The organism is Actinoplanes sp. NPDC049316 (assembly GCF_040677315.1).
Classification (GTDB): domain Bacteria; phylum Actinomycetota; class Actinomycetes; order Mycobacteriales; family Micromonosporaceae; genus Actinoplanes.
In genome coordinates, this window is sequence record NZ_JBFAQM010000007.1 from 36,277 (window position 1) to 57,707 (window position 21,431).

The 21,431-nt window shown below is 74.0% G+C and carries 19 protein-coding genes and 1 riboswitch; of the genes, 10 read left to right on the forward strand and 9 right to left on the reverse strand.

The window, feature by feature from the left end; translation table 11 throughout:
- The first annotated feature begins 144 nt into the window (after positions 1-144).
- From AB0K03_RS13025 to AB0K03_RS13035, 3 genes are read left to right on the forward strand one after another with little or no spacing between them, the layout of a single operon-like run.
- Positions 145-4,617, forward strand: coding sequence for a glycoside hydrolase family 2 TIM barrel-domain containing protein (locus tag AB0K03_RS13025; RefSeq protein ID WP_364683810.1), 4,473 nt, complete (start codon positions 145-147; stop codon positions 4,615-4,617).
- A complete protein-coding gene (locus AB0K03_RS13030) occupies positions 4,617-5,192 on the forward strand; it encodes an acetoacetate decarboxylase (RefSeq protein ID WP_364683812.1) in 576 nt (191 codons plus the stop codon). Before AB0K03_RS13025 ends, AB0K03_RS13030 begins: the two co-directional genes overlap by 1 nt.
- Before the next feature lie 40 nt (positions 5,193-5,232).
- Complete coding sequence (locus tag AB0K03_RS13035; RefSeq protein ID WP_364683814.1) at positions 5,233-6,579, forward strand: gluconolaconase; 1,347 nt, start codon at positions 5,233-5,235, stop codon at positions 6,577-6,579.
- Here the strand turns inward: AB0K03_RS13035 and AB0K03_RS13040 are convergent.
- Positions 6,558-7,475 carry an SDR family oxidoreductase gene (locus AB0K03_RS13040; RefSeq protein WP_364683816.1) on the reverse strand — a complete coding sequence of 306 codons (918 nt, stop codon included), beginning with the start codon at positions 7,473-7,475 and terminating at the stop codon, positions 6,558-6,560. The genes AB0K03_RS13035 and AB0K03_RS13040 overlap by 22 nt on opposite strands.
- Positions 7,476-7,591: 116 nt before the next feature.
- On the opposite strand from AB0K03_RS13040, the gene AB0K03_RS13045 reads away from it, so the two are divergent.
- Complete coding sequence (locus AB0K03_RS13045; protein ID WP_364683818.1) at positions 7,592-8,152, forward strand: TetR family transcriptional regulator; 561 nt, start codon at positions 7,592-7,594, stop codon at positions 8,150-8,152.
- Positions 8,153-8,352: 200 nt separating this feature from the next.
- Here AB0K03_RS13045 and AB0K03_RS13050 read toward each other — a convergent pair whose 3' ends face one another.
- The 4 genes from AB0K03_RS13050 to AB0K03_RS13065 all read right to left on the reverse strand — a co-directional run bounded on the left by AB0K03_RS13050 (position 8,353) and on the right by AB0K03_RS13065 (position 11,278).
- The gene (locus AB0K03_RS13050) at positions 8,353-9,534 is read right to left on the reverse strand and encodes a metallophosphoesterase (protein ID WP_364683820.1); all 1,182 of its coding nucleotides are present in this window, start codon (positions 9,532-9,534) and stop codon (positions 8,353-8,355) included.
- Positions 9,535-9,557: 23 nt separating this feature from the next.
- The gene (locus AB0K03_RS13055; RefSeq protein ID WP_364683822.1) at positions 9,558-10,268 is read right to left on the reverse strand and encodes a nucleoside/nucleotide kinase family protein; all 711 of its coding nucleotides are present in this window, start codon (positions 10,266-10,268) and stop codon (positions 9,558-9,560) included.
- Positions 10,269-10,312: 44 nt separating this feature from the next.
- On the reverse strand, positions 10,313-10,963 hold the full coding sequence (locus tag AB0K03_RS13060; RefSeq protein ID WP_364683824.1) for a hypothetical protein: 651 nt from the start codon (positions 10,961-10,963) through the stop codon (positions 10,313-10,315).
- A 66-nt stretch (positions 10,964-11,029) separates the two neighbouring features.
- Complete coding sequence (locus AB0K03_RS13065; RefSeq protein ID WP_364683826.1) at positions 11,030-11,278, reverse strand: hypothetical protein; 249 nt, start codon at positions 11,276-11,278, stop codon at positions 11,030-11,032.
- A 194-nt stretch (positions 11,279-11,472) separates the two neighbouring features.
- Here AB0K03_RS13065 and AB0K03_RS13070 point away from each other — a divergent pair, with 194 nt between their 5' ends.
- The 3 genes from AB0K03_RS13070 to AB0K03_RS13080 all read left to right on the forward strand — a co-directional run bounded on the left by AB0K03_RS13070 (position 11,473) and on the right by AB0K03_RS13080 (position 13,743).
- The gene (locus tag AB0K03_RS13070; protein WP_364683828.1) at positions 11,473-11,703 is read left to right on the forward strand and encodes a hypothetical protein; all 231 of its coding nucleotides are present in this window, start codon (positions 11,473-11,475) and stop codon (positions 11,701-11,703) included.
- 121 nt (positions 11,704-11,824) lie between these two features.
- Positions 11,825-12,637, forward strand: coding sequence for a polysaccharide deacetylase family protein (locus tag AB0K03_RS13075; RefSeq protein ID WP_364683830.1), 813 nt, complete (start codon positions 11,825-11,827; stop codon positions 12,635-12,637).
- Positions 12,634-13,743 (forward strand): glycosyl hydrolase, encoded by a 1,110-nt coding sequence (locus AB0K03_RS13080; protein WP_364683832.1) that lies wholly within the window; start codon positions 12,634-12,636, stop codon positions 13,741-13,743. Before AB0K03_RS13075 ends, AB0K03_RS13080 begins: the two co-directional genes overlap by 4 nt.
- Here the strand turns inward: AB0K03_RS13080 and AB0K03_RS13085 are convergent.
- Positions 13,733-14,617, reverse strand: coding sequence for a tetrahydrofolate dehydrogenase/cyclohydrolase catalytic domain-containing protein (locus AB0K03_RS13085; protein ID WP_364683834.1), 885 nt, complete (start codon positions 14,615-14,617; stop codon positions 13,733-13,735). The genes AB0K03_RS13080 and AB0K03_RS13085 overlap by 11 nt on opposite strands.
- 15 nt (positions 14,618-14,632) lie before the next feature.
- Positions 14,633-14,716, reverse strand: a riboswitch (ZMP/ZTP riboswitch).
- Positions 14,717-14,856: 140 nt separating this feature from the next.
- On the opposite strand from AB0K03_RS13085, the gene AB0K03_RS13090 reads away from it, so the two are divergent.
- From AB0K03_RS13090 to AB0K03_RS13100, 3 genes are read left to right on the forward strand one after another with little or no spacing between them, the layout of a single operon-like run.
- Positions 14,857-15,498 (forward strand): TIM barrel protein, encoded by a 642-nt coding sequence (locus AB0K03_RS13090; protein ID WP_364683836.1) that lies wholly within the window; start codon positions 14,857-14,859, stop codon positions 15,496-15,498.
- Positions 15,495-16,598, forward strand: coding sequence for a Gfo/Idh/MocA family oxidoreductase (locus AB0K03_RS13095; RefSeq protein ID WP_364683838.1), 1,104 nt, complete (start codon positions 15,495-15,497; stop codon positions 16,596-16,598). The genes AB0K03_RS13090 and AB0K03_RS13095 overlap by 4 nt, the downstream gene beginning before the upstream one ends.
- Positions 16,595-17,173, forward strand: coding sequence for a hypothetical protein (locus AB0K03_RS13100; RefSeq protein WP_364683840.1), 579 nt, complete (start codon positions 16,595-16,597; stop codon positions 17,171-17,173). The genes AB0K03_RS13095 and AB0K03_RS13100 overlap by 4 nt, the downstream gene beginning before the upstream one ends.
- Positions 17,174-17,274: 101 nt before the next feature.
- Here the strand turns inward: AB0K03_RS13100 and AB0K03_RS13105 are convergent, their stop codons facing one another.
- From AB0K03_RS13105 to AB0K03_RS13115, 3 genes are read right to left on the reverse strand one after another with little or no spacing between them, the layout of a single operon-like run.
- Positions 17,275-17,865, reverse strand: coding sequence for a TetR/AcrR family transcriptional regulator (locus AB0K03_RS13105; RefSeq protein ID WP_364683842.1), 591 nt, complete (start codon positions 17,863-17,865; stop codon positions 17,275-17,277).
- 15 nt (positions 17,866-17,880) lie between these two features.
- On the reverse strand, positions 17,881-18,783 hold the full coding sequence (locus AB0K03_RS13110; RefSeq protein ID WP_364683844.1) for a hypothetical protein: 903 nt from the start codon (positions 18,781-18,783) through the stop codon (positions 17,881-17,883).
- Positions 18,780-21,353, reverse strand: a complete 2,574-nt coding sequence (locus tag AB0K03_RS13115; protein ID WP_364683846.1) for a hypothetical protein — start codon at positions 21,351-21,353, stop codon at positions 18,780-18,782. Before AB0K03_RS13115 ends, AB0K03_RS13110 begins: the two co-directional genes overlap by 4 nt.
- Positions 21,354-21,431: the final 78 nt, after the last annotated feature.

Below are 21,431 nucleotides of genomic sequence, written 5' to 3' on the forward strand. Positions count from 1 at the left end.
CATTTCGGACAGTGGGCGTGTTGACAGGCCACCGGCGCCGGGAAAGTATCAGTGATGATCGATGTCTGCCGCCGATCGCGAGGAGTCCCGCGGATGCGCCGTTCCGCCGCTGTGGTGGTTGCCCTACTGGTATGCGCTTTCCCCGTGGCGCCGCCGGCCCGGGCCGCCGCGCCCGGTGCCGGGGCCGGGCCGCAGACCGCCGAGGACGTGTACCGCTATCTCGAGGATCCGGAGCTCACTGCCGAGGGGCAGGAGGAGCCGCACGCGGACCTGCGGCCGTACGGCTCGGTCGCGCAGGCCGCCGCGGACGTCACCGACCACGACGGGCCCAGCCCGTACGTGCGGAGCCTCGACGGCAGCTGGCGGCTGAAGCTGTTCGACAAGCCCGACGACGTCCCGGCCGCATTCCATCAGGCCGGGTTCGACGCCTCCGGCTGGCCGTCCGTCCGCGTCCCGCACACGTGGCAGTCGGACTTCATCGACCACCCGACGTTCCGCAACATCCCCAGCGAGATCGTGCCCGACGACCCGCCGCGGGTGCCGCGGGACGTGAACCCGACCGGCGCGTACGTGCGTACCGTCGATCTGCCCGCGTCCTGGCGCGGCGGCCGGGTGTTCCTGCGCTTCGAGGGCGTGACCAGCAACTACCTGGTGTGGGTGAACGGCGCGTACGTCGGTTACGACCAGGGCGGCTACACGCCCGCGGAGTACGACGTCACCGAGCGGCTGCATCCGGGCCGCAACACGATCGCCGTGCAGGTGCACCGCTGGGGCTCGGGCGCGTACCTCGAAGACTACGACCAGTGGCGCTACAGCGGGATCTTCCGGGACGTGTGGCTGTACCGCACGGAGCAGACGCGCCTGCGGGACGCGTACGTGACGACCGACCTCGACGCCTCCTACCGTGACGCGACGCTCTCGGCCCGGGTCGACGTGGCCGGCGCGGCCGGCGCCTTCACCGTGCGCGGCACCCTGCTGGACGGCCGCGGCCGGACCGTGACCACCGTCAGCGCCGCCACCGGCGTGGGACGGGTGACGCTGACCGCTCCCGTCACCGACCCGGCCAAGTGGAGCGCCGAGGACCCGAACCTCTACACGCTCGTCCTGCAGCTGCTCGACGCACGTGGCCGGGCGCTGCACACCACCGCGCAGGCGGTCGGCTTCCGGGAGATCGAGGTCCGCGACAAGCAGATTCTCGTCAACGGCAAGCGCATCCTCGTCAAGGGCACCAACCGCGCCGAGACCGATCCGGACACCGGCCGGCACGTGACCCGCGACAAGCAGCGCGCCGACGTCTTCCTGATGAAGAGCCTGCACCTCAACGCCGTCCGCACCTCGCACTACCCGTCGGACCCGTATCTGTACGACCTCGCCGACCGGCACGGGCTGTGGGTCGACGACGAGGTCGACATCGAGACGCACAACCACGAGAGCTGCCCGTCGGTCTGCCTCGCCGACCGACCCGAGTGGCAGAAGGCGTTCGCCGACCGGTTCCGGGCCATGGTGGAGCGGGACAAGAACCACCCCAGCGTCATCTTCTGGGACACCGGCAACGAGGCCGGGCTGGGCGCCGCGCACTTCGCGATGGCGGCGTGGGCGGACGCCAACGAGCCCACCCGGCTGCTCTACCACCAGTCCAACAACCCGGACGGGGACGCGCCGTACGCCGACGTGGACGGCCCCCGCTATCCGACGCCGGCGCGGCTGGAGGCCCGGACGCTCAGCAGCGCCAAGCCGATCGTCATGGGCGAGTACGCCCACGCCATGGGCAACGGCCTCGGCAACTTCGACCAGTTCTGGGCCCTCGCCCGCAGGTACCCGTCGATGCAGGGCGGCTTCATCTGGGACTGGGCCGAGCAGAACCTGCGCCAGCCGCTCGTGGTCACCCCGGACTCCTCGCCGAGCCGCATCCAGGCCTTCTTCGTCGGCAAGCCCGCTCTCGTGCCGGGCCGCCGCGGCCAGGCCGTCGGTCTGTCCAGTCTGGACGACTTCGTCGACGTGTTCCGCGACCCGCGGCTCGACCTGACCGGGCCGCTCACCCTCGACGCGTGGGTCAAGCCGGGGGAGTGGGCCGGCAGCTTCCCGATTCTCACCAAGGGCCGCGGGTACGCCCTGCAGATGCGCGACCGCGACACCCTCGAGTTCGGCGTGGACGCGGGCGGCTGGGCGACCGCCGCGGCCGACGTCCCGGCGGACTGGTACGGCGCCTGGCACCGCGTCACCGGCGTGTACGACGGCTCGGCGCTGCGCTTGTTCATCGACGGCGACCAGGTGGCCACGACGGCGCGTACGGGAGCCGTCGACCCGGGCCTGTTCGAGGTCAACATCGGGCACAACGCCGAGACCCAGCGCGACAACGACCTGCGCAACGCCCGGCTCGCCCGCGGTCTCGTCGATGACGTCCGCGTCTACGGGTCCGCCGTCACCCCCGACCGGGCGGCGGACGGGGAACCGGTGCTCGCGCTGGACTTCGACACGGCCCAGCGCCGCGGCGACTTCCTCAGCCTCGGCATCAGCCTGTCCGGCACCGACGGGCTCGTCGGCTCCGACCGGTACGTGCAGCCGGAGACCGCCGAGATGGCGTGGGCGCAGGCCCCGATCCGGATCAGCGCCGTCGACGCGGCAGCCGGGAGGATCCGCGTCCACAACGAACAGCAGGCCGGGTCGCTCGAGTTCCGGCTGCGGTGGGCGGTGACCGAGCAGGAGCGCACGCTGCGATCGGGGACGCGGACCGTGCGGCTCGGCCCGTCGGAGTCGGCGGACCTGGACCTCGGCGCGGCGCCGGCCGACCCCGAGGACCGCGAGCGGTTCCTCACCGTGGCCGCAGTCAGCACGCAGGACCGCGCGTGGGCCCGGCGCGGCTGGGTGCTCGGGCACGACCAGTTCGCCGTCGGCGGCAGCGCGGTGCCCGGCGTCCTGCCGGTTCCCGTACGCGGCGCGCCGACGCTCACGAGCCACGACGGCACGGTCACCGTGTCGGGCCGCGGGTTCACGTACCGGTTCGACGCCGGCGAGCTCGCCTCGATGCGGGCCGGCGGGCGCGAGCTGCTGCACGGCGGCCCGCGACTGGACGTGTACCGGCCGCCGACCAGCAACGAGACGTACGACTGGGGCACCGACGACCGCCGGGTGTGGCACGAGACCGGGCTGGACGCGCTGTCCACGAGCGTGACGGCGGTGCGGACGTCCACCGAGGCCGACGCCGCCGTCGTCGAGGTGCGCACCCGCTCGACGGGCACGGGCATCGCCTTCGACCAGACGCTGCGCTACCGCATCGACCGGCGCGGGACGATCAGCCTGCGGCAGGAGGTCGTGCCGTCCGGCCCGCGCCTCGGCGAGCTGCCGTACCTGCCGCGCGTGGGGCTGTCGATGCAGGTGCCCGACGAGATGCAGCGGTTCGCCTACTACGGGCGCGGGCCGCAGGAGTCGTACAACGACCGTCGCAGCGGCGCGCCGATGGGGGTGTACCGCAGCACCGTCGACCGCGAATACGTGCGCTACTCGCGGCCGCAGGCGTACGGCAACCACACCGACGCGCGCTGGGCCTCGCTCACCGACGGGCGCGACGGGCTGCTGGTCGGCGGCATGCGCGACGTCAGCGTCACCGCGTACGACCGGCTCGACCGGGCCGAGTACGACCACCAGCTGCCGCTCGTGCGCAACCCGGACTGGGTGACGCTGCACGCCGAGGCGGGGGAGACCGGCATGGGCGAGACGCCGAACTCGGTGCTGGCGCCGTACCGTCTCGCGCCGAACCGGCCGTACGCCCAGGACCTGGTGTTGCGGCCGCTGACGCGGCCGGAGGCGGCGGCCGGCGGCGTGCCGGACTCGGATGTCCCGGCGCCCTGCCCGCCGTCGCTGACGGCGGCCACCGACGGCGAGGTGCAGCCCGGCGTGCCGGAGGCGGTCACCGTCACGGCGACGGCCCGGTGCGCGGCCGGCCTGACCGACGCGAAGGTACGGCTGGCAGCGCCGGAAGGCTGGACCGTCGAGCCCGAGGTGGCCGAGCTGGGCCGGGTCGCGTACGGCACCCCGGCGCAGGCGGCCTTCCGCGTGACCGCCCCGGCCGGCACCGACGTCGGCACGTACGAGCTGACGGCCACCGCTGTGACGACCACCCCGACCGGGTTCACGTCCACGACGACCGCCACCGCCACCACGACCGCGCCGCTGCCGCCGGGCTGGTCGTGGCTCAGCGACCGGCCGTACACCGCGCAGGCCAACGGTTGGGGACCGGTCGAGAAGGACCGCAGCAACGGCGAACAGGCGGCGGGTGACGGCGGACCCCTGACCATCGCGGGTACGGCGTACCCGAAAGGCCTGGGGGTGCACGCCACCTCCAGCGTGACCGTCCCGCTCTCCGGCAGCTGTTCCCGGCTGCGCGCCGACGTCGGGGTGGACGACGAGACCGGCAGCGACGGCTCGGTGGTGTTCTCGGTGTGGCTGGACGGCGTACGCCGCTACGAGTCCGGTGTCCTCACCGGAGCGTCCGCGGCCACCCCGGTCACCGTCGACCTGACCGGCGCGCAGACCCTGGAGCTGCGGGTGGCCGACGCGGGCGACGGCAACGCCCACGATCATGCGGACTGGGCGGGGGCGCGGCTAGCCTGCAGCTGATGCATCCCCCTTCACCCTGGAACCTGCGCGGCCGCCTGTACCTGTCGGTGTTCGCGCTGCCGGCCGCCGCGCTGCCGCCGCTGCCCGCCGGCATCCGCCCGCTCACCGTCGCGGGCCGGGTGCTGCTCGGCGCCGCCTGGGTCCGCTACGAGCCCGGGGGCACCCTGCACTACCGCGAGCTGCTGACGGCCGTGCTGCTGCGCGACCTGCGGGTGTCGATCGTCGACATCTGGGTCGACAGCGAGGCCTCCCGCGACGGCGGCCGCGAGCTGTGGGCCATCCCGAAGGACCTGGCCACCCTGGCGATCGACCCGCCGGCGGCGTCCGCGGCCGGGATCGCGACGGCGGTGCTCCGGCCGGGCCGCCGGTGGCCGGGGCGCTGGCCCACCCCGATGTCCCTGCGCCAGGCGCGCGGCGACACGCTGGTGGAGACCCCGGTCCGAGGGCGTACGGCGATCAGGGGAGCCCGGATCGCGTGGACGGCTGAGCGGGACGGGCGGCTGGCGTACCTGACCGGTCGCAAGCCGATGCTGTCGCTGATGCTGGACGGCTTCCGGATGCGCTTCGGCCGCTGACGGTTGCATGCCGGCGGGCTCCGCGGGTAGAGATGCAGCGGTGAAGAGCCTCGCGCGTGGTCTCGTGGCCGGTGGAATGGTGTTCGTCCTGGCGGCGTGCTCGTCGGACGGTGACGCCGGGTCCGGCTCCGCGCCGCGGGCGACGGTGTCCGCCTCGGGTCAGGCCGACGTGCCGGCGCCGGTCGCCACGGCCGTACGCCCGCTCGCCGGCACCGGCGCCGCCCCGTTCGACCAGCCTCGAAGCCTACAGGCCCCGCCCGGGTGGACCGTCGAGGTGTGGGCCCGGGTGCCCGGCGCCCGGCTGTTGGCCTGGACCCCGGACCGGCGGCTGCTGGTGTCCCGGCCCAAGTTCGGTGACGTCGTCGCGCTGACCCCCGGCGCCGGCGATGCCGCGCCGGCGCAGAACACCCTGGTCGACGGGCTCAACCAGCCGCACGGGCTCGCGTTCGCCGGCGGCACGCTCTACCTGGCCGAGAGCGATCAGGTGGACGGGTTCACGTACGCCGCCGGAGCGCTGTCCGGCAGACGGGTCGTCGTCGGCGGCCTGCCCGACGCCAAGAGCCCGGAGCTGGGCGGCGCGTACGCCCACGCGCTCAAGAGCGTGGCGGTCGGACGCGACGGCGCGCTCTACGTCTCGATCGGCTCGACCGGCAACATCTCGGCCGAGGATCGCGACGCCGGCCCCGAACGCGCGTCGATCCTGCGGGTGCCGCCGGGCGGCGGGCCGGCCGCGGTGTTCGCGCGGGGCGTCCGCAACGGGACGGGACTGGCCGTGGACCCCGACGGCGGGGTGTGGACGGCGGTCAACAACCGGGACAACATCGCCTACCCGTACGACGGCGACGACCGCGGCGAGGTCCTCACGTGGTATGTCAACGACCACCCGATGGAGCCGCTGGCCCGGCTCACGCAGGGACGCGACCTCGGCTGGCCGTACTGCAACCCCGATCCCGACCTGCAGCCGGGCGCGAAGGACTCCGCGCTGAGCTACACCGGCCGCCCGTTCGTCCGCGACGTCGAGACGAACGCCGACGGTTCGAAGCTCGACTGCGCGGCGCTGCCCCCGGTCGAGCAGGGCATGGGCGCGCACTCGGCGCCGCTGGGGCTGAGCTTCGCCACGGCCCCCGGCCTGCCGGGCGGGTACGGCCCCGGAGCCCTGGCCGGCGTGCACGGCTCGTGGAACCGCAAGCCGCCCCGGGCGCCGGAGGTGTCGTTCTTCGCCTGGCGCGACGGCGCCCTCGGGCCGCAGCAGACCCTGCTGACCGGCTTCCAGGCCGAGGACGGCTCCCGCTGGGGCCGGCCCGTGATGGCCGTGCAGGGTCCCGACCGGGCGCTGTACGTCAGCGACGACCTCGCCGGGGCCGTCTACCGGGTGACCGCGCCGTAGCGCCCCTCGTCCAGATCGGCGAGCAGGCCGGGGTGTGCCGGTGTCCAGCCCAGCAGCTCGCGGGTGATCGCGGCGAACGCCGGGTTGTCCAGCTGTGCGAACGTGGCGAGGAAGCCGAAGTAGTCATCCGCCTCGCCGGGGCCGATGCTCCGGACCGGGAGGTCGAGGACGCGGCCCACGGCTGCGGCGATCTCCCGGAACGGGACGCCTTCCTCGGCTGCCCCGTGCAGGCGTGACCCGGCCGGCGCCTTCTCCAGGGCCAACCGGTAGAGCGTGGCCGCGTCGAGGGTGTGCACGGCCGGCCACCGGTTGGCGCCGTCACCGACGTACGCCGCGTACCCGTTCCTGCGGGCCGCGGCGATGATGACCGGGATGAAGCCGTGGCGGTCGAGCGAGCTGTGCACGGTCGGCGCCAGCCGGACGACGCTGGAGCGCACGCCGCGCGAGGCGAGCCCGGCGACGAAGTTCTCCGCGTCGATCCGGTAGCCGCCGTCGGGGAAGACGTCCTGCTCGGTGCCGGGCCGGCCGCTGACGCCACCGGTCACGAGCATGGCCGTCCCGCTCGTGCCGACCAGCGGCTTGCCGGAGCCGTCGAGTCCGTCGGCGAGGGCCCGGAGAGCGGCGAGGTCGGCCTCGGCGGCCCCGGCCAGGTCGCCGGTGACCATGAGGTCGTGGCGGAACGCCAGGTGGATGACGCCGTCGGCGGCGGCCGCCTCGCGCCGCAGCACGTCGAGCTCGGACAGGTCGCCCCGGATGGGCTCGCCGCCGAGCTTCTCGACGTCGGCGGCGGACGAGTCGGAGCGGGCCAGCCCGGCCACGTGATGTCCGGCGGCCCGCAGCTCGGGCACGACTGCCGAGCCGAGGTGACCGGAGGCGCCGGTGACGAATACGCGCATGGTGGTTCCTTCCCGAAGGTGGATGTCGCTTTGTGACATGACCGTACCCCCGGGATGTCACACCGCGACATGCCCGCAGCGGATGTCGCAGTGTGACATCGGATACCATCGGCGGCATGGCCCGCTGGCAACCCGACGCGCGTGGCCGCCTCGCGGCGGCGGCCCTCGAGCTGTTCGCCGAGCGTGGCTTCGACCAGACCACGGTCACCGACATCGCCGCCCGCGCCGGCCTGGACAAGCGCACCTTCTACCGGCTCTTCGGCGACAAGCGCGAGGCGCTCTTCAGCGGCAGCGACCAGCTCGAGACGATCCTGGTCAAGGCGATCGCGGAGGCCGGCGCCGCGCCGTTCGACACGGTCGTCGCCGCCTACCGGCGGGTGGCCGAGGAGGTCTTCGCCGGCCGCCTCGACTCGGTCCGGGTGCGTCAGACGATCATCGAGAGCAGCCCTGAGCTCCAGGAGCGCGAACTGCGCAAGACGGTCTCGCTGGCGGCCGCGGTCGCCGCCGCGCTGCGGGCCAAGGGCGTCGGCGAGACCGCGGCCACCCTTGCGGCCGAGTCCGGCTCGACCGTCTTCCGGGTGGCGTTCGCCCAGTGGGTCGCCCCGGGCAACGAGACCTCGCTCGCCGACCTGATCGCCGAGGCGGCCGCCGAGCTGCGCGCGGTCACATCCCCGTAGGCCCGTTGCTGACCCCAGGCTCGCCGGCCTGCCGTGCCGCCGGCCGGCTGGACCCACCCAGTCCGCCGCCTGACCCGGCGTTCCCCCGCCTTCAGCTCCTCGGCCGGTTCGTGAGACGGGTCCGGCGGCGCACGGGCAGCAGCGCGCCGGCCCACCAGGGCAGCGACGGAATCAGCAGGCCACCGAAGAGGACGCGCTCGTCAGTGGGAGTGCAGGGTGAGGAGGGTGATCTCGCTCGGTGCGAACACCCGGAACGGTGGTCCCCAGAAGCCCGTCCCCCGGGACGTGTACAGCTGGGTCCGCTCGCCGTGGCGGGTGAGGCCCTGCAGGACCGGCTGGTCGAGCCGGACCAGGTAGTGGAACGGCCAGATCTGGCCGCCGTGGGTGTGGCCGGAGATCTGCAGGTCGACGCCGTGCGCCACCGCGCCGGCGATCTGGTGGGGCTGGTGGGCCAGCAGCAGGACCGGGAGGTCCGGGTCGGCGCCGCGCAGGGCCGCCTCGTGGTCCATGTGGTGGCCGGGTACGCCGGAGCCCGCCGCCGTGCGGTCGTCGACGCCCGCGATGACGAGGCTGCTGCCGTCGCGGGTGACCACGACGTGGCGGTTGTGCAGCGCCTCCCAGCCGAGGGAGGCCATGTGTTCGACCCAGCGCTGGGCGCCGGAGAAGTACTCGTGATTGCCGGTGACGTAGACGCGGGCGAGGCGGGCCCGGACGTCGCCGAGCGGGGCCGCCTGCTCGCGGCGCTGGGCCACTTCGCCGTCCGCGATGTCGCCGGTGTGCGCGACGACGTCGGGGTGCAGCGAGTTGACGACCTCCGTGACGCCGCGCGACCAGCGGGTCCGGTCGATCGGCCCGTAGTGGGTGTCGGTCAGCAGCACCAGGCGCAGCTCGTCGAGGCCGGCGCCGAGGCGGGGGATCACCACGTCGATGCGGCGCACGCGGGGGACCCGCATGGCTTCCGCGTACCCCCAGAGCAGCAGGAACAGTGCGATGAGGGTGACCACCGCCGTGACGACGCGGGAACGGCCGGGGTCGGCGACGCCCGCGGCGGCCAGCACCAGGCGCAGGACGTTGCCCAGGAGCGACCAGACGAACAGCACCCAGACGACGCCGAGGAGGGTGTCGGCGATCCGGGCCGGGCCGTCGCGGTGGCGGCTGCCGTGACCGCTGAACATCAGCACGGGGAAGGCCGCGAGGGCCAGCGCGAAGACGGCCGTCAAGGCCGCGAAGACCGCGCCGGGCCAGCGGTTGCCGGCCCAGGTGAGCGTCCACCACGGTACGCCGAAGAGCAGCAGCAGGACGGCGGTGACGATCAGGCCGAAGCGTACGGCCCGCCCGGGCCGCCGCCGCGGCTCGGTCTCGACGGTCTCACCGGCAGACACGGGGAAAGTCTGCCACGCCGGGCTCACCCGATCGGTGGTGGCGGCGTCCCGATGGCGTGGATGAGCGTGGCGGGGACGATCAGGTCGGCGCGCTCGCGGGTCGCGGTGATCACCGCGGCGTTGCGTTCGTCCGTGCCGGTGGCCCAGGCGACCGCGGCCGATTCGTCCTTGCCGAAGCGGCGGTGCCGGTCGATCAGCCGGTGCAGGCGGGTCTCGTCGTCCAGGTCGGCGTACCAGACCTCGTCGAGCAGCGGCCGGACCCGGGACCACCGGTCGTCGTCGACGAGCAGGTAGTTGCCCTCCGAGACGATGAGCCGGGCCGCGCGCGGCACCGGGATGGCTCCGGCGATGGGCTGCTCGATGACCCGTTCGAAGCCCGGCGCGTAGATGATGTCGTCGGTGTCCTCGTGCAGCCGGCGGAGCAGCGCCGCGTACCCGAGCGCGTCGAAGGTGTCCGGCGCGCCCTTGCGGTCGCGGTTGCCGAGCCGTTCGAGCTCGGCGTCGGCGAGGTGGAAGCCGTCCATCGGCACGTGTGCCACCCAGTCCGCCGGACCGTCCGCGGCGATGGCGGCGACCAGCTCCTCGGCGAGGGTGGTCTTGCCGGCGGCCGGCGCGCCGACGATACCCAGCACCGCCCGGCGCCCGTCCCGGACCAGCCCGCGGGCCCGCTCGACCAGTGCGTCGAAGGTGAGCGGGCCGCCGGCCGCGGTCCCGGCAGGGGATTCGAGAGTCACCGTTCCGGTTTACCCGATCCCGGCCGCACTGGGGAAGGCTCGGGTCACAGTCCGAGTCGCAGGCCCGCGACGCCGGCGGGGGAGAGCGGCCGGGCGGTGGCACGGACGAGGTCGGCGTGGATGGCCGCCGGGAGCTGGGTGCCGAGCGCGCACAGCGCCGGATAGTGGTCCAGCACGTCCCGGTGGCTGAGCGCGCCGACGCCGATCAGCAAGCCGTTGACCGCGCCGGGGTTGCGGGTGAGCTCCGCGCACAGGTCCATGCGCCACACCGGGTCGTCGATGTGCGAGGCGAACTCCCGGGCGATGCGGTTGCCGGTCGACAGGGTCGACTCGGGGGCGGCGTGGCGGCCCGAGGGGGCCAGCACCGGCGCGAGCCGTACCGCCACACCCAGCCGCACCGCGAGCGCCGGCAGGGTGAGCACCTCCAGCCCGAACGAGCACGTGTCGCAGAGCCGCTGGAACGTCTCGGCGTGCACGACCACGGCGGGGCGCGGGCAGCCGGCCGCCGGCCCGCACACGGTGTCCATGATGATCTCCGCGAGCCGTCCCGACTCGTCGAAGCGGCCGACGCCGAAGAACATGGACGGTGTCTCTCGGTAACGGGCAAGCGCGGCCCGTTCGCTGCCGTAGCCGTCGGGGTCCACGCCGATGCGGGGTACGCCGTGCTGCGCTTGGAGCTGGATGAGTCGGAACATCCTGGTCACTCCCGGGGGTGTCGGAGGGCGGTGCATCCCCGGGTACGGGCGGGCGGCCTCGGCGGTTCATTCCTTACGCTGGGTGTACGAAAAGCTGCCCTTTTGCCGCTGTGCCGTGAGCCGGAGGCAGTCGAACGTCACAGCGTGCAACGCGTAGATCGCTGCGGTCAGCGCCCCGAGCATGCCTGCGAGGATCACGATGATGCGCCCGTCGAGGGCGCGCCACGCGGTCGGCAGCGCGGTCAGGCCGAGCACGAGCGCGGCCTCACACGCGGCCTCGGCAACGCGGCGCGCACGGTCTGATGTCATGGTCATCACCCTGCCGTCACGCAGGGTGCCCGCGCTTCCCTCCGCAGCCGGATCGGCGGCTATGACTTTCGGTGGAGGCCTCCGCGGCTCCGTCTCAGTGCAAAAACCCAGAAAACGCCCATCGGGTACGGCGAGCGCCTAGCGTGGACGTGTGGCCCCGTTCCGGTGCCGACGCCCCGCCGACGGCGAAAGGTGACCCCATGACCGTGCAGATCCCCGCAGCCCGGTACGACGACCTCGCCGAGAACCTCGCCGCCCGCATCGAACGGCGGCTGGCCGTGCTCGCCGACGAGCTGGAGCACGCCGACATCGTCGCGTACGAGGCGGACCGCGGCCTCGCCACCCGTGGAGGTGTCGTGAGAATGACCGTCGCCGATATGTCGGCGATCGTCGCCGCAGTCGTGCTGGACAGTGCGGAAAGCGCCCCGTAACGTGGCCTGAGCGGCGCAGACGTGGCGCCGCGCACCGGCCGGACGAGTTCAGCGAACCACGAAGCTTGCCGGGTCTCTGACCGATAAGGGTCATATCCAGCCGGCGAGTGGGAGGATCGGAGTGACCGTCGCGGCGTCCCCGGCGTGGCAGAGCCTGCCCGCGCTGATGTACCACTCCGTGTCCGCGGTCGCCGGTCCGCTGCGCGACCTCGCGGTGCCGCCGAAGCGCCTCGCCGAGCAGCTGCAGGCGCTGACCGCGGCCGGCTACCGGCTCGTCGGCCTGACCGAGGCGCTCGACCTGCTCGAGCACGGCTGCACCGACCGGCTGGTGGCGATCACCTTCGACGACGGCTACCGCGACTTCCTCACCGAGGCGGTCCCGGTGCTCGCCGAGGCCGGCGCCGGCGCCACCCTGTACGCCTCCGTCGGCCACCTCGGCCGGTACGCGGACTGGCTGGGCCGCTGGGCGCCGGACTTCGGCAAGCTGCTCACCTGGGACGAGCTGGCCGAGGTGGCCGACGCCGGCATCGAGATCGGCAACCACAGCCTCGTGCACCACCCCTTGGACGTGCTGCCCGCCGCGCAGCTGCGCGAGGAGACCGTCCGCAGCAAGGACGAGCTCGAGCAGCGGCTCGGGCGGCGGGTGCGCGGCTTCGCGTACCCGCACGGCTACAACGGCGCCAAGGTGCGAGCGGCGGTACTGGCGGCCGGGCACGACAACGCGACCGAGGTCGGACGGCGGCTGCACACCCCCGGCGAGCGCCGCTTCGCCGTGCCGCGCCTGCAACCGACCCCGGACGTGACCGGTGAGCAGCTCGTGGAGCTGGTGGCCGGCGGTGGGTCGCCGCTCGTGCCGCGCCTCAAGCAGCTCGCCCAGCCCGGCTGGCGGATGGTGCGCCGGGTCGCCCGCGCCGCCGGACGGAACCTGACATGAGCCGGGCCCATCGCGCGCCGGTCGAGGGCGTCCCCGACGCCGGCCGGGACCCGCGGACGAGCCCGGCCCACCGCGCGCCGCGGCGCAGGATCACCCGGCGGCATCTGCTCGGCATCGCGGCGGCCGCGGCGGCGGTGCCCGTGGCGACGGTCGGCCTGCAGCAGGTACGCACCAAGGACACCCCCGCCGAGGCGACGACCTCGCCCGGGCGTCCCGGGGTCAAGCCGTCGGCCGCCGCGCCGCCCACCGTCGTGACCAGGGGCGGGGGGACGGTGCCGTTCCGCAGCGGCAAGGCGATGCTGGGGGCGTACCTGGATCTGTCGGGCCGCACCGCGGCGCAGGCGCAGGCGCTGCGCCGGCAGCAGACCGGCCGCGACGAGCGGATCGTGCACGTCTTCTACGACTGGGGCGACCTGCTGCCCCGCACGATCGCCGGGCTGCCCGAGCACGCGTTCCCGATGGTCTCCTGGCGCGGCACCCGCTACACCGACATCACGTCGGGCTCCGCCGACGATCTCATCGCGCGTGCCGCCCGGCGGCTCAAGGCGCAGGGCCGGCCGCTGCTGCTGCGCTGGGCCTGGGAGATGAACGGCGACTGGTACGGCTGGGGCGCCGCCCGCAACGGCAAGGACCCGGCCGGCTTCATCGCGTCGTGGAAGCGGCTCCGCGGCATCTTCGCCGACGAGGGCGCGACCAACGTCTCGTGGGTGTGGGGCCCGAACTGGAACTCGTCCCCGGTCGCCGACTGGAACACCTACGCGGCGCTGTACCCGGGAGACAAGTACGTCGACTGGGTCGGCGTCTCGGGCTACAACCTGCACCACGAGACGCCCGAGACCCTGTTCGGACCGATCTACCGCTCGTACGCCGCCCGCAAACCCATCCTGATCAGCGAGGTGGGAGCGGTGGACCGCGGCGGCCGGACGAAGGCCGACTGGATCACGCTCTTCGCGAAGTGGGTCGAGGCGCACCCGGCGGTGGGCGGTGTCGTGTGGTTCGACACCGACACCCACCCCGGGTTCACCGAGAAGTGGCGCATCGACACGGGCCCGGAGTCGCTCGCGGCGTACGTGGCGATGGCCAAGAGCCCGCGCTTCAGCGGCTAGCCTTCTCCGCGGCCTCCACGGCGTTGCGGAACAGCATCGCCACGGTCGTCGGGCCGACCCCGCCCACCCGTGGCGTGAGCGCGCCGGCCACCGTCGCGACCTCCTCCGCCACGTCGGGCAGCAGCCGGCGGCCCTCGTAGCGCACGCCGGCGCCGATCACCGTCGCGCCCGGCTTGACGTGCTCGGGCTGGATGATTCCGGGCACGCCCGCGGCGGCCACGAGGATCTCCGCGCGGCGGGTGTAGCGCTGCCAGTCGGGCACGCCGGTGTGCACGACCGTGACCGCGGCGTTGGCGGTCGGGCGCTTCTGCGACAGCATCATCGCCAGGGGCCGGCCGATGGTCGCGCCCCGGCCGAGGATGACGACCTCGTGGCCGGCGACCGGGATCTCGTAGTGCGCCAGCAGCGCCTCGATGCCCGCCGGCGTGCACGGGCGCGGGCCGGGCAGCCCGACGGAGAGACGGCCGAGGTTGAGCGGGTGCATGCCGTCGACGTCCTTGTCGGGGTCGACGGTCATCAGCGCGGCGTCGTAGTCGATGTGCGCGGGCGGCGGGTACTGGATGAGCAGCGCGTGCACGGCCGGGTCGGCGTTCAGCCGGTCGATGACCCGGTGCAGGTCGTCCTGGGTGGCGGTGGCGGGCAGGTGCTCGTGCGGCGAGACGAAGCCCAGCTCGGCGGCCTGCCGCTGCTTGATGCGGATGTAGCCGGCGCTGGCGTCGTCGTCGCCGACGAGGATCGTCGCCAGCACGGGCTGCACGCCGGCTTCCTTGAGCTTCGCCACGCGCTGCGCGACGTCGGCGAGGACCGCGTCGGCGACGGGCTTTCCGGGCAGGAGCCGGGCCTCGTGGGCCGGCGTCTCCGGGCTGTCGGACATGCGCGTCTCCCTTGGTGTGGGCACCCAGGCGGACGGCGCCCACGACGTGCTCCCCGATGGTGGTCCCCATCCTCGATGCCGCCAGTCGCGTGTCGCCGACAAGTATGCCGTGCCCGTTCCGGGGCGGGCGACCGTGTCACCCGGGGGCGAAGGAGAGCGCTCTCTGGATCGAATTTTGACCACGTGGTAGAAATTTCGGTAGCGCTTCCATCGACATCTGTCGACGTCAGGAGGACACGATGAGCCCCGTCTCCGTCCAGCTCTACTCGGTGCGCGACGCGTTCGCCGCCGACCCCGCACGCACGATGCGCCGCCTCGCCGAGATCGGGTTCACGCAGGTGGAGCCGTACGGCGTGGTGGAGAACGCCGAGGCGCTGCGGGCCGGCCTGCTCGCCAACATCGAGCCCCACGTCGACGCGGCGCGCTGGCACGACGCGGACGGCGTCGCCGCCACCGCCCGGGCCCTCAACGAGGCGGCCGAGGTCGCAGCCGGGTACGGCATCACCGTCGGCTACCACAACCACTGGTGGGAGCCGGCCGCGCGCGTCGGCGGGCGCAGCGCCTTCGAGGTCTTCGCCGAACAGCTCGCCCCCGGGCTGGTGCTGGAGGTCGACACGTACTGGGCGACGGCCGCCGGGGAGCACGCACCCACGCTGCTGCGGAAGCTCGGCGAGCGGGTACGGGCCATCCACGTCAAGGACGGCGCCCTGGCCACCGACGGCAGCGGCCAGGTGCCCGCCGGGCAGGGCCGGGTGCCCGTGGCCGAGGTGCTGGCCGCCGCGCCGCACGCGCTGCGGGTCATCGAGTTCGACGCGTACGCCGGTGACATCTTCGACGGCCTCGCCGCCGGCCTGGCGTACGTGCGGGGGCAGGGCCGGTGACCGCGGGGCCGGTCGGCGTCGGCATCGTGGGCGCGGGCACGATCAGCGACACGTACCTGCGCAACCTCACCGCTTTCCCCGACGTGCGGGTGCTCATGGTCGCCGACCTCGACACCGGACGGGCGGCGGACCGGGCGGCCGAGCACGGCGTCCCCCGCTCCGGCACGGCCGCCGAGCTGCTCGCCGAGCCCGGCGTCGAGATCGTGGTGAACCTGACCGTGCCGGCGGCGCACGTCGACGTGGGCCTCGCCGCGCTCGACGCCGGCAAGCACGTGTGGACGGAGAAGCCGCTCGCCCTGGACCGGGGCTCCGCCCGTACGCTGCTCGACCGGGCCGCCCGGCAGGGCCTGCGCGTCGCGAGCGCGCCCGACACCGTGCTCGGCGCGGGTCTGCAGACCGCACGCCGGGCGCTGGACGACGGCCGCATCGGGCGGCCGGGCACCGCGCTCGCGCTGTTCCAGTCGCCGGGGCCGGAGAGCTGGCACCCGTCGCCGGAGTTCCTGTTCCGCGCGGGCGCAGGACCCCTGCTCGACATGGGCCCGTACTACCTGACCGCGTTGGTGCACCTGCTCGGCCCGGTCGAGCGGGTCACCGCGACCGGCGGGCGGCCGCGCGGGACGCGGACCATCGGCTCGGGTCCACGCGCCGGCACGGACTTCGCGGTCGACGTCGCCACCACGGTCGCCGCGCTCGTCGAATTCGCCGGCGGTGGCTCGGCGCAGCTGCTGACCACGTTCGACTCCGCGCTGGCCCGTACCGGCCTGGAGGTCACCGGTACGCTGGGCACCGCCGTGCTGCCCGACCCGAACCGGTTCGACGGCGTGACGACCCTGCACCTGCTCGAGGCGCAGAAGCCGGAGGATCTGGCGGCCGAGGGGCATGCGGCGACCCGCGGCACCGGGGTGCTCGAGCTGGCCCGGGCCATCCGCGCGGGACGGCCGGAACGGGCGCCGGGCGAGCTGGCGTACCACGTCCTCGACGTCATGCTCGCCATCGAGGAGTCGATCGAGCGGAGGGAGACGGTGCCGGTGACCAGCACCGCCCGCACGCCGCCCGCATTGCCGGCCGGCTGGGACCCGTACGAGCGGACGCTGTGGTGAGGCTCCGTTTCTGCCCGGACACCGCCGCCGCGGACTGGCTCGCCGGCTCCGGGACGCCGTTCGAGCAGCTGGTCACGTTCGGGCCGGCCGGCTTCCCGGCGTACGCCCGGCTCCGGTTCATCCCCGACCCGCAGCTGCCCGGCCAGGCCGAGACCGACGCCCTCCTGCCCGGCGACCACCCATCGGATCTCGCCCAGGCCCGCAGCGCGCTGCACGTGCTCGCGGGCTTCACCTCGACGCCGGAGGACTGCTACTTCTGCGTGTGGGAGGGCTATTCGGACATCCCGCTGCCGCCCGGGGTGCCGCTGGTCGAGGTGCCGCACCGGCGCTACGCCCTGCTGCGCGGCGCGGTGTCCGACATCGACGGCTGGGCGGACGACCTCGGCGGCGGGCAGCCGGTCGCGCCACCGGCGTTCGTGTGGCCGGCCGACCACCGCTGGGTGTTCGCCGGCGACGTCGACCCGCATTGGGCGGGGATCGGTGCGGCCCGGGAGGCGGTCGACGCGCTGATCGGCACTCCCGGTCTGGACGTCGTGCCGGCCCGGCCCACGCAGGCGCAGCCCGCGTACCGCTGACCGGCCTCAGGGGACGACGGGGACCGCGATCCGGCCGGAGTGGACCGGCCGCAGAGCTTCGTCGAGCATCGCCGCCGCCACGGTGGCCCGGCTGATCGCGCTCACTCCAGCGGAACCGTGACCACGCTGCGCAGGTAGAACCGCATCGCGGCGACCAGGTCGACGCGCTCCGGGCCGGTCAGCCACTGCACCTGCAGGCCGTCCATCAGCGCCACGAAACACAGCGCCGCCTGGGCCGGATCGACACCCTCGCGCAGGCCGCCCTCCTCGGCGAGAGCCCGGAACGACAATTCGGCGTGCTCCCGGGCGACCGCGTAGTGCCGGGCGAAGTAGTCGTGCGCGGGGTGGCTCGGCGCGACGGCCTCGGCGGCCAGCCGCGAGTACAGGTCCACCATCCCGCGGTGGCGCACGTTGTGCCCGGCCAGCGCCAGCATGTGCCGCAGGAAGTCCGCGCCGGGCGGGATCGTGAGCCGCTCGCGCTGCGCGTCCTCGGCGTCGCGGCGCTCCAGCACCGCGGCCAGCAACGCCTCCTTGGTGGGGAAGTAGTACAGCAGCCCCGCGTGCGTGATGCCGGCGCGCTTGGCGATCTCGCGCAGCGACGAGCCGTGATAGCCGGCCTCCGCGTACACCGCCGCGGCCGCCGCGATGATGTCCTCCCGGCGGATCCGACCCTTCAGATAGCCACCGGTCATGCGGCCATCATGCCGCTACTCCGCGGCGCTGATGTACAGGGTCCGGTAGGCCGTGGCGTCGCCGGCCCGGAAGAGGTTCACCGCCAGCCGCTGCTCCGCGGGCAGCGACAGGGTCTCGGACCAGGAGCCGTCGCCGGTCACCGAGATCGTGCGCCGGGCGACGCTCGCGCCTCCCGGACCGGTCACCGCCAGGGTGTACGGGCCGTCCGCGCGCACCAGGCCCGAGGCGGAGACGGCGACCGTACGGTTGCCCGCCGAGTCCACCGGTCCCGAGGGCGCGGCCGACAGCGCGGTGACCGTCGTCTCGAACGTCTCGCGCGAGGTGCCGAACGACAGCCAGCTGGCCCCGCCCAGCACCGCCATCACGAGCACGAGGGGGAGCAGCTGCCGTACCAGCCGGCCGCGGCGCGCCTTCTCCTCGGCGGCCACGTGTTCCTCGTCCTCCGGCGGCACCACCGACATGACGACGGTGCGCGCCTCGGTGATGACGGCCACGTCGGGTGGGGCGAGCTGGATGCGGGACAGCCGCTCGCCCACCGGCCTCGGCTCCTCCTCGGCGGCCGGCGCCCCGGCGGGCACGCCCCGCGGCAGCACGGCCGGGACGATCAGCGCGAGCAGCGTCACCCCGGCGGTGGCCACCGTCCAGGAGAGCCGGTCCAGGGCGAGCCCGCACACGTGAACGGCCAGGCCGGAGACGACCAGCGCCGCCATGCTGAGCGCCGGGGCCAGGGTGGTGCGCTCGACGGCGGTGAGCTCACGGCCGCGGAACAGCACCCCGGTCAGCGCCATCCCCGGCAGCACGAAGCCCAGCAACAGGCCGCCGGCGACGCTCAGCGGCAGCGGTCCGAGCAGCACCGCGGCGCCGGCGGCCACGGTCACGGCCGCCAGGATCCGGGGGAGCAGCGCGTTGGCGTTCACTGGGCCCCCATGCGGTAGACGCGGACGGTGCCGTTGTCGTACAGGCGGTCGACCTCGGTCAGCGAGTCGAACTTGGAGATCTGCGCCGCGGTCAGCGGCCGGGTGATCGAGCCGGCGTTCGGGTCGTTCTCGAAGTACGCCTCGCCCTCGGGCAGCTGCTCGGACAGCCGCCGGTCCACGACGAGGTACTGGATGGCGAGGTCGGCGATCATCCGGTCCTGGTCCAGGCCCCACTCGTCGGCGTAGTAGAGCGGGCCGACCTCGCGTACCGGGTCCTGCCGGCCGTACGTGGAGGCCAGCGAGACCGACGTGACGTCCCCGCCGACGCGGTTGCCCGGGCCGAGTGCGCGGCGTTCCCAGTCGGCGGCGTCCACCCCGTACGCGTCGACCGACCGCTCGAAACCCCCGGCCAGGTACGGTCCCGGCAGGATCGACCCCAGCGGCGGCCACCCACCGGCCCGGGCGCCGATCATCAGCAGCGTGATCATCGCGGAGCCGGCGGCGACGCGGCTGTAGAGGTTCCAGCCGCCCGGCGCGATCACGTCGATCGCGGGCGGCGCGGCCCGCCAGCGGTGCCCCTCGGCGTCCTTGGCCGGGATGATCTGCACGCCGCGCACCAGCGCGATCGCGGCCAGGATCGAGATCGGCACGTACGTGAACGTGGACAGCCGCCCGGCGATCTCGGGGCCGTTCTGGCCCAGGAAGCGCACCCCGTTGCCGGCGAAGAAGATCGCCCCGCCGACCACCGCGGCCCAGCGCCAGGTGTCCCGGTCGTGCCGCTGGATCATGTCGCGGACCAGCGCGACGTAGAGCACGAAGAGCCCGAGCAGGCCGGTGCCCTGCACGACCAGCTGCCCGACGCTGACCGCCGCCGTCGTCGACGCGGCCTGGTCGCGGCCGTTGATCAGGTCGGAGATCGTGCGGCCCACCTGCTCGATCGGCGCCTCGAGATACCCGACGACGTCGCGTGCCACGGTCAGCAGCCAGAGCGCGACCACGGCGGCCGCCACCGCGGGCATGATCAGGGCGCTCCACCGCCGCGGCTTCTGCACGACCAGCTCGGCGACCGCCAGCAGCGTCAGCGTCAGCACCAGCGCGAACGCCGTGACGTGGTGGCTGACCGTGGTGAGCGCGGCGCAGCAGACGGCCAGCGTGAGGAGCGGCCAGCCGCCCTCGGTCCGCCACCGCCGCGTCGCCCAGATCGCCAGCATGAAGAAGGGCAGCGCCGCGGTCTGGTAGAGGAACATCGAGTTGAAGAACAGATAGTGCAGGGCCGTCGCGTACGTCGCACAGCACACGCCGGCCACCGCCGGTGAGTTGCTGGCGCGCAGCACCGCGGAGAACAGCACCGCCACGAAGACGAGGTGCGCCACCCCGGCGACGATGACCCCGGCGGCCGTCACGGGCAGCCCGGTCATCGAGGTGACCGCCGCGCCCATCTCGGCCAGGCCGGGGAAGTGCACGGCCGGTGGCAGCGCCGGGTTCGGCTGGAACAGCTCCCCCGACTGCACGATGATCGTCGTGGCGAGCCAGTGCTGCAGCTCGTCGGGGAAGCGGAACTGGTCGGGGCTGTACATCCACTTCAGCAGGTACTGGTTGAGCGCCAGCCCCATGACCAGCACGAACGACTCCGCCGCGCCGGCCATGCGGCGGCTCAGCAGGCGGACGACCACGGGGGTGAAGACGACGACCTGCCCGGCCCAGTACGCGAACGGCGCGTTGCCGGTGTCGACGCGGCCGCCGGCGTACGCGAGCGCCACCATGAGCACGCCCAGCGCGGAGATGGTGAGCACCGCCGGGGCGTGACCCAGGTCGAGGGGTTCCCGGCGGGGCCGGGCCGGCTTCGGCTTGCGGCCCGGGTCGGGCGGGGCGGCGGCCTCGGTGCGCTTGCCGTCCTTGCGGCCGGGCACCACCGGGATGAGCGCGGTGACGACCTCGGTGGGCGGCGCGACGGTGCCGGCGGGCAGCACGACGGTCTCGTCGGGGGGACGGTTCAGGATCACGGCGGTCTCGTCGGGCGACGGCGTCCTGATGACGACCGTGTCCTCGCCCGGGTTGCCGGCGGGGGCCGCGGGAAGCTCGATGACCATGGTCTCCTCGGGCGAGGGGACCGTGATGACGGCCGTCTTCTCCGGATCACTGCCGGCGTTCTCGTCCTCGGGCAGCGCGATGACCGCGGTCGCCTCCGGATCGGTGGTCTCACCCTCGACCTCAGGTCGAGACTCCGCGGTCTCACCCTTCACCTCAGGTTGAGGGTCTTCCTTCCCCTCCCCGGGGATGGGCTTCTTCGGCACACCCGACGTCGTCTGGATGTCGGCGGCCGCTTTGTCGTCGCCCGCGGGCGCGCCGGGACGCACCCGGGGCTGCGCCGGCCGGGCCTGGGCGTCCTCGCTCGTCTGCGCGGGCTCGGCCGCACGCTGCTCAGCCATCGGTTCGGCCTCCGCGGCGTCGTCGGGGGTCCCGGCGGGTTCGGTGTCCTCGCTCGGGGCCTCGTACTGCTGGATCGAGGTCATGGGTGCGGCGGGGCGCCGCGCCGGCTCATCCGGCCGGGGATCGGGCGCGGTCAGCATCCGGCGGCCGCCCCTGCACGGGCGGCGCGCCGGATGCCCACCTTCTGCCACATATGCACCGAGAATGCCCCGTGCGCG

Bases quoted from the DNA above. Each gene is read 5' to 3' on its own strand.
- AB0K03_RS13080 (WP_364683832.1), top strand. From the start codon at position 12,634: ATGAGCCGGGCCCATCGCGCGCCGGTCGAGGGCGTCCCCGACGCCGGC.
- AB0K03_RS13040 (WP_364683816.1), bottom strand. From the start codon at position 7,475: ATGCGCGTATTCGTCACCGGCGCCTCCGGTCACCTCGGCTCGGCAGTC.
- AB0K03_RS13090 (WP_364683836.1), top strand. From the start codon at position 14,857: ATGAGCCCCGTCTCCGTCCAGCTCTACTCGGTGCGCGACGCGTTCGCC.
- AB0K03_RS13115 (WP_364683846.1), bottom strand. From the start codon at position 21,353: ATGCTGACCGCGCCCGATCCCCGGCCGGATGAGCCGGCGCGGCGCCCC.
- AB0K03_RS13065 (WP_364683826.1), bottom strand. From the start codon at position 11,278: ATGACCATGACATCAGACCGTGCGCGCCGCGTTGCCGAGGCCGCGTGT.
- AB0K03_RS13060 (WP_364683824.1), bottom strand. From the start codon at position 10,963: ATGTTCCGACTCATCCAGCTCCAAGCGCAGCACGGCGTACCCCGCATC.
- AB0K03_RS13105 (WP_364683842.1), bottom strand. From the start codon at position 17,865: ATGACCGGTGGCTATCTGAAGGGTCGGATCCGCCGGGAGGACATCATC.
- AB0K03_RS13085 (WP_364683834.1), bottom strand. From the start codon at position 14,617: ATGTCCGACAGCCCGGAGACGCCGGCCCACGAGGCCCGGCTCCTGCCC.
- AB0K03_RS13045 (WP_364683818.1), top strand. From the start codon at position 7,592: ATGGCCCGCTGGCAACCCGACGCGCGTGGCCGCCTCGCGGCGGCGGCC.
- AB0K03_RS13030 (WP_364683812.1), top strand. From the start codon at position 4,617: ATGCATCCCCCTTCACCCTGGAACCTGCGCGGCCGCCTGTACCTGTCG.
- AB0K03_RS13070 (WP_364683828.1), top strand. From the start codon at position 11,473: ATGACCGTGCAGATCCCCGCAGCCCGGTACGACGACCTCGCCGAGAAC.